The sequence below is a fragment of the Solidesulfovibrio fructosivorans JJ] genome, assembly GCF_000179555.1.
Lineage (GTDB): Bacteria > Desulfobacterota > Desulfovibrionia > Desulfovibrionales > Desulfovibrionaceae > Solidesulfovibrio > Solidesulfovibrio fructosivorans.
This window is the reverse complement of sequence record NZ_AECZ01000069.1, coordinates 1-4,692: the sequence shown is the minus strand read 5'-3', so window position 1 is coordinate 4,692 and position 4,692 is coordinate 1. Positions and strand designations below refer to the sequence as shown.

The following is a 4,692-nucleotide window of genomic DNA, read 5'->3' as shown; positions in this document are numbered from 1 at the left end:
AAGACTTTTAACTATTATGAAGTGTTATCGTTATAGAACCCGTAATCGTTGAAAGTTTTTGGGAGGGGAGAGCGCGAGAGGGGAACCCTTTTTTCAAAAAGGGTTCCCCTCTCGCATGCTTCAATCCTCAACCGTAAGTTTAGTAGCCGCGTGTTTCCTGGCTGTGGCCGATAAGCCCGCCGGCGATGCCGCCGAGCGCGCCGCCGATGCCCGCGCCGATGCCGGCATTGCCGCCGGAGATGGCGCTGATGGCCGCGCCCGCGCCCGCGCCGAGCGCCGCGCCGGAAAGCGCGCCCTGCTGGGTTTTGGTCATATTGGTGCAGCCCAGACCGCCGACAAGCAACAATGCGGCGATCACCGCGCTCAAACGCTTCATGACGTCCTCCTTTATGCAACCATGGGCCTTGGTCGGCCCACTGTTCTTGTCATACGCGCGGATGGCGCGAAAATTCCGAACCAAGCGGACGCCATCGGCTAGTTGCCGGCCTTGGTCTTGGTGTGCCCCGCCTTGGCTTTGGCCGCCTTGGCCTTGACGTCCTCGGAAACCTCCGTGGGCAGGCTGGACGCCGGGCAGTTGGGCTTGGCCATCTCGTACCACATCACCGACACCACCGGCCGCTTGAGTTTGTCCGGATGCGCGGCATACCATTTGTCGATGGTGTCGACCATCTGGTCGAACGTATAGGGGCTCAGGCCCTCGGCCCAGGCCTCAATGGTGCTGTTTTTCGCCGGATGCTTGCCCTGCACTTCCTGGTCCAGCTCGATGATGGTGGCCGCGCCGACCAGAAACGCCTTGCGCTCCTGCGGCGTGGATTTCATCCAATGTTCGCCGGTCACGACCGGCATCGGACGATCCTCGGCCAAGGCGGGCACGGCCATGGCCGCGGCCAGAAGCAGCCCACAGACCAGCAACCCCAAGATTTTCGACTTCACGTCTCGCTCCTTTGCAAATGGTCTTCCCATCGGTACATCGAGAATTCGCGACAGCGGCACAACGACCTTCCCCAACGGCAGGCAGTGCGACACTCTTCCCGAAACTATGCAGAAGAGCCACGTGAATTGCAAGAAGAGCACAACTTGCCAAGCCCGTTGACGCGCCTTAACCATTCCCCCGGGAAACAACCATGACGCACCAAACCACCCTCTCCCAGGAACTGTCCCGTCCGCTGCTGGCCGGCGCATTCCTCTCCGACATCGACCGCGACCGGCTGCTGGCCGCCCTGCCCCGGGCCGAGGGCCCCGAACTCGCCGCCCTGGCCCGGGCCGCCGACGCCATCCGCCGCGCCCGCCTCGGCAACGCCGCCTCGCTTTGCGCCATCATCAGCGCCAAATCCGGCCGCTGCGGCGAGAACTGCGCCTTCTGCGCCCAGTCCGGACACCACCACACCAGCGCGCCCGAATACCCCTTTCTCGCGCCGGAACGCATCGTCGCCGCCGCCAAGGCCATGCACGACGCTGGCGTGGCCCGCTTCGGCATCGTCGCCTCGGGCAAGGCCCTGCCCCAGGCCGAACTGGAACACGCCGCCACCGCCATCGCCGGCATCACCGCCTGCGGCATGGCCGCCGACGCCTCCTTCGGCGTGCTGCCGGACGACGCCCTGGCCCGGCTCAAGAGCGCCGGACTCGCCGCCTACCACCACAACCTCGAAACCTCGCGCGCCTTCTACCCGCGCATCTGCACCACCCGCAGCTTCGAGGACAACCTGGCCGTGCTGCGCACCTGCAAACGCCTCGGCATCCCCATCTGCTCCGGCGGCCTGTTCGGCATGGGCGAATCCTGGGCCGACCGCGCCGACCTGGCCCAGACCCTTCTCGAAGCCGGGGCCATGTCCATCCCCATCAATTTCTTAAGCCCCATCCCGGGCACGCCCCTGGGAGGCCGGCCGCCGCTCACGCCCGACGAAGCCACCCGCATCGTCATCCTGCTGCGCTTCCTGCTGCCCGACCGCCATCTGCGCATCTGCGGCGGCCGCCCCACCGTCTACGGCGCGACCGCCCCCCTCGCCCCCATGACCGCCGGCGCCGACGGACTCATGGTCGGCGACTACCTGACCACCAGCGGCGGCACCCTGGAGGCCGACAAGGCCGGATTGGCGAAGCTCGGGTTCAGCCTGTAGGGAGGAGGTGGAGGAACGGAAGCGGGGCGCTGCCCCGGACCCCGCCGGAGGGCTTATGCCCTCCGGACCTCCCTTTACCGGGTTGGGATGACGGGTGGAGGTGTTGGAGGGTGGTGGTGAGGACGGGTTGTTTGTTGCCGCAATCGGCCCGGCGACACGAGGGGCTAACGCCCCTCGACGCCGGACACGATTGCGGCAACAACCGCGCCAGCGGCGAAGCGCCGCATTTCAAGAACAAGCAATTTTTCTGAAATGTCGCCCCAAAGGGGCGACCGGCGTGGTGGAGGCGGAATTTGTCGGGACGAGCTTGTCGCGAAGCGACATGCACCGTCCCGACAAATTCCGCCTCCATCTTCTCCACTCTCCGCCAGACCGCGCGCAACCAGAGCCCCCGCCCGACCAGAGCACACCGGACGGGGGGGTCCGGGGGGCCCGTGGCCTCCCGGCGGAGTGCAGAGGCAGCGCCTCTGCCGGGGTACGGGGCAGAGCCCCGCTCTTTCCTCTCTCCCCTGCCTGCCGCGTCCGCCTCGCCCGCCGACGGCTAAGCGCCGTCGATCAGGCGGCGGGCTTCGGCTTCGGGGATGATCTCCCAGGCGGATGGGAACAGCAGCATGATGACCGCATAAAAAACCAACGCCAACGACACGAGAGCGCTTCTCATGTCTTTCTCCCCCTGTTTGCGTAACACCCAGGACCGTGAGGACCTGGCTCCCTGCTTCCTTTGTATGCTTTTTGGTTCCAGCGGCAAGAAAAAAAGCGGAAAAACGTTCGATTGTTTGCGCATGGTGTCGGCTTGCGCTACATAATGGCCGAACCTTTTGTATTTCGACTTCAAGGAGCGGCACCATGGCCCTTTTTGGCGGTGACAAGGACAAGAAAGCCAAGGATACGAAGAAGGCGGCAAAGGACGAGCCCAAACGACTCATCTCGAAAGACAACATTCCGGAACTCAAAAAGTTTTTTGAACCGATGCAGGAACCGGTGGAATTGCTTGTTTTCACCGATCCCAAACAGAACGTCCCGTACAACGGCTTCATGGAATCCTTGTGCCGGGAGCTGGCTGAGATCACGGACAAAATCACGGCTAGGTTCGAGACTTTGGAAAGCGACGCGGCCAGACAGCACGGCGTGGATTTCTCTCCCACGCTGCTTTTGGCCCCGGACCGGTACAAGATCCGCTACCTGGGCGCGCCGCTCGGCGAGGAGGCGCGCACGCTGATCGAGACCATCCTGCGCATTTCGGTCGGCAAGAGCGGCCTGGGCCAGACGTCCCAGGGGCTGCTCAAGGAGCTGACCGAGGAGCGCCATATCCAGGTGTTCGTCAACCCCTCCTGCCCGTACTGCCCGGGGCAGGTGGCCAATGCCTTCCACTGCGCCATCGAGCGGCCGGACCTCGTGTCCGCCGACTGCGTGGACGCCTCCCAGCACATCGAGCTGGCCCAGCAACACCAGATCGGCTCGGTGCCGCACACCATCATCAACGACGAATTTTCGACCCTGGGGCTGTTGCCCGAGGAGCGTTTCGTGGCGGAGTTGGTGACGCTCAAGACCGCCGAGGAGTTCCTTGGCGGACACCACGAGCTGGAGGATGGCGGACAGGATGTCGTCGAGGTGGACGTGGTGGTGGCCGGGGCCGGGCCGGCCGGGCTGACGGCCGCCATGTACGCCGCGCGAAGCGGGCTTTCGGCCGTGGTGCTGGAGAAAAACGTCATCGGCGGCCAGGTGGCGCTTACCCCGGTGGTGGAGAACTATCCCGGGTTCGCCAACGTGCCGGGCAAACGGCTGATGGAGATGATCGCCGATCAGGCGCGCGGCTACGCCCAAGTGCACGAAGGCGAAGGCATCGAAGAGGTCAAGGTCGGCCGGAATATCGAGGTCTACACCGACAAGACGGTATATCTGGCCAAGGCGCTGATCCTGGCCACCGGCGCGACCTGGAAGAAGCTCGGCGTGCCCGGCGAGGACCGCTACTTCGGCTTCGGCGTCAGCTACTGCTCGACCTGCGACGGCTATCTGTACAAGGAAAAGAAGGCCGTCATCGTCGGCGGCGGGGACACGGCCCTCACCGACGCGCTGCATCTGAAAAACTTGGGCGTGGACGTGACCGTCATCCATCGACGCCAGGAGCTGCGGGCCGAAAAATACCTCCAGGACGCGGTGGCCAAGGCGGGCGTGGCCCTGCTTCTCGGCTCCGTGGTCACGGAAATTCTCGGCGACGACAAGAAGGTGACGGCGGTGAAGGTGAAAAACGTGGTCGACGACTCCGAACAGGAGATCACCACCGATGCCGTGTTCGTGGCCATCGGGCTCGAGCCCAATACCGCCATCGCCGAGGAGCTGGGCCTGAAGCTGGACAAGGACGGCTTTATCCGCACCGACCGGGGCAAACGGACCTCCATCCCCCGCATCTACGCCGCCGGCGACGTGACCGCCGGCGCGCGCCAGATCGTCACCGCCGTGGGCGACGGCTCCACCGCCGCCCTCTCGGCCTTCGAAGACCTGTCGCATCCGTATTGGAAGAAGGAAAAAGCTTAAGAACGGGAAAGAGAATGCGAGAGGGGAAACCCTTTAAAAA

General features: G+C 64.4%; 4 protein-coding genes. 2 read left to right on the top strand and 2 right to left on the bottom strand.

The features are described from left to right. Positions 1-139: 139 nt before the first annotated feature. On the bottom strand, positions 140-376 hold the full coding sequence (locus DESFRDRAFT_RS20475) for a hypothetical protein (protein ID WP_005997250.1): 237 nt from the start codon (positions 374-376) through the stop codon (positions 140-142). A 98-nt stretch (positions 377-474) separates the two neighbouring features. After that, positions 475-933, bottom strand: a complete 459-nt coding sequence (locus DESFRDRAFT_RS20470; RefSeq protein ID WP_005997249.1) for a hypothetical protein — start codon at positions 931-933, stop codon at positions 475-477. 191 nt (positions 934-1,124) lie between these two features. Here DESFRDRAFT_RS20470 and bioB point away from each other — a divergent pair, with 191 nt between their 5' ends. Both bioB and DESFRDRAFT_RS20460 read left to right on the top strand, forming a co-directional pair. After that, the gene (bioB, locus tag DESFRDRAFT_RS20465) at positions 1,125-2,117 is read left to right on the top strand and encodes a biotin synthase BioB (protein ID WP_005997248.1); all 993 of its coding nucleotides are present in this window, start codon (positions 1,125-1,127) and stop codon (positions 2,115-2,117) included. Between the two features lie 846 nt (positions 2,118-2,963). Further along, positions 2,964-4,652: an FAD-dependent oxidoreductase gene (locus DESFRDRAFT_RS20460; RefSeq protein WP_005997245.1), complete on the top strand. Its 1,689-nt coding sequence runs from the start codon at positions 2,964-2,966 to the stop codon at positions 4,650-4,652. Positions 4,653-4,692: the final 40 nt, after the last annotated feature.

Coding starts and splice junctions, on each gene's coding strand:
- DESFRDRAFT_RS20460 (WP_005997245.1), top strand. CDS start 2,964: ATGGCCCTTTTTGGCGGTGACAAGGACAAGAAAGCCAAGGATACGAAG.
- DESFRDRAFT_RS20475 (WP_005997250.1), bottom strand. CDS start 376: ATGAAGCGTTTGAGCGCGGTGATCGCCGCATTGTTGCTTGTCGGCGGT.
- bioB (WP_005997248.1), top strand. CDS start 1,125: ATGACGCACCAAACCACCCTCTCCCAGGAACTGTCCCGTCCGCTGCTG.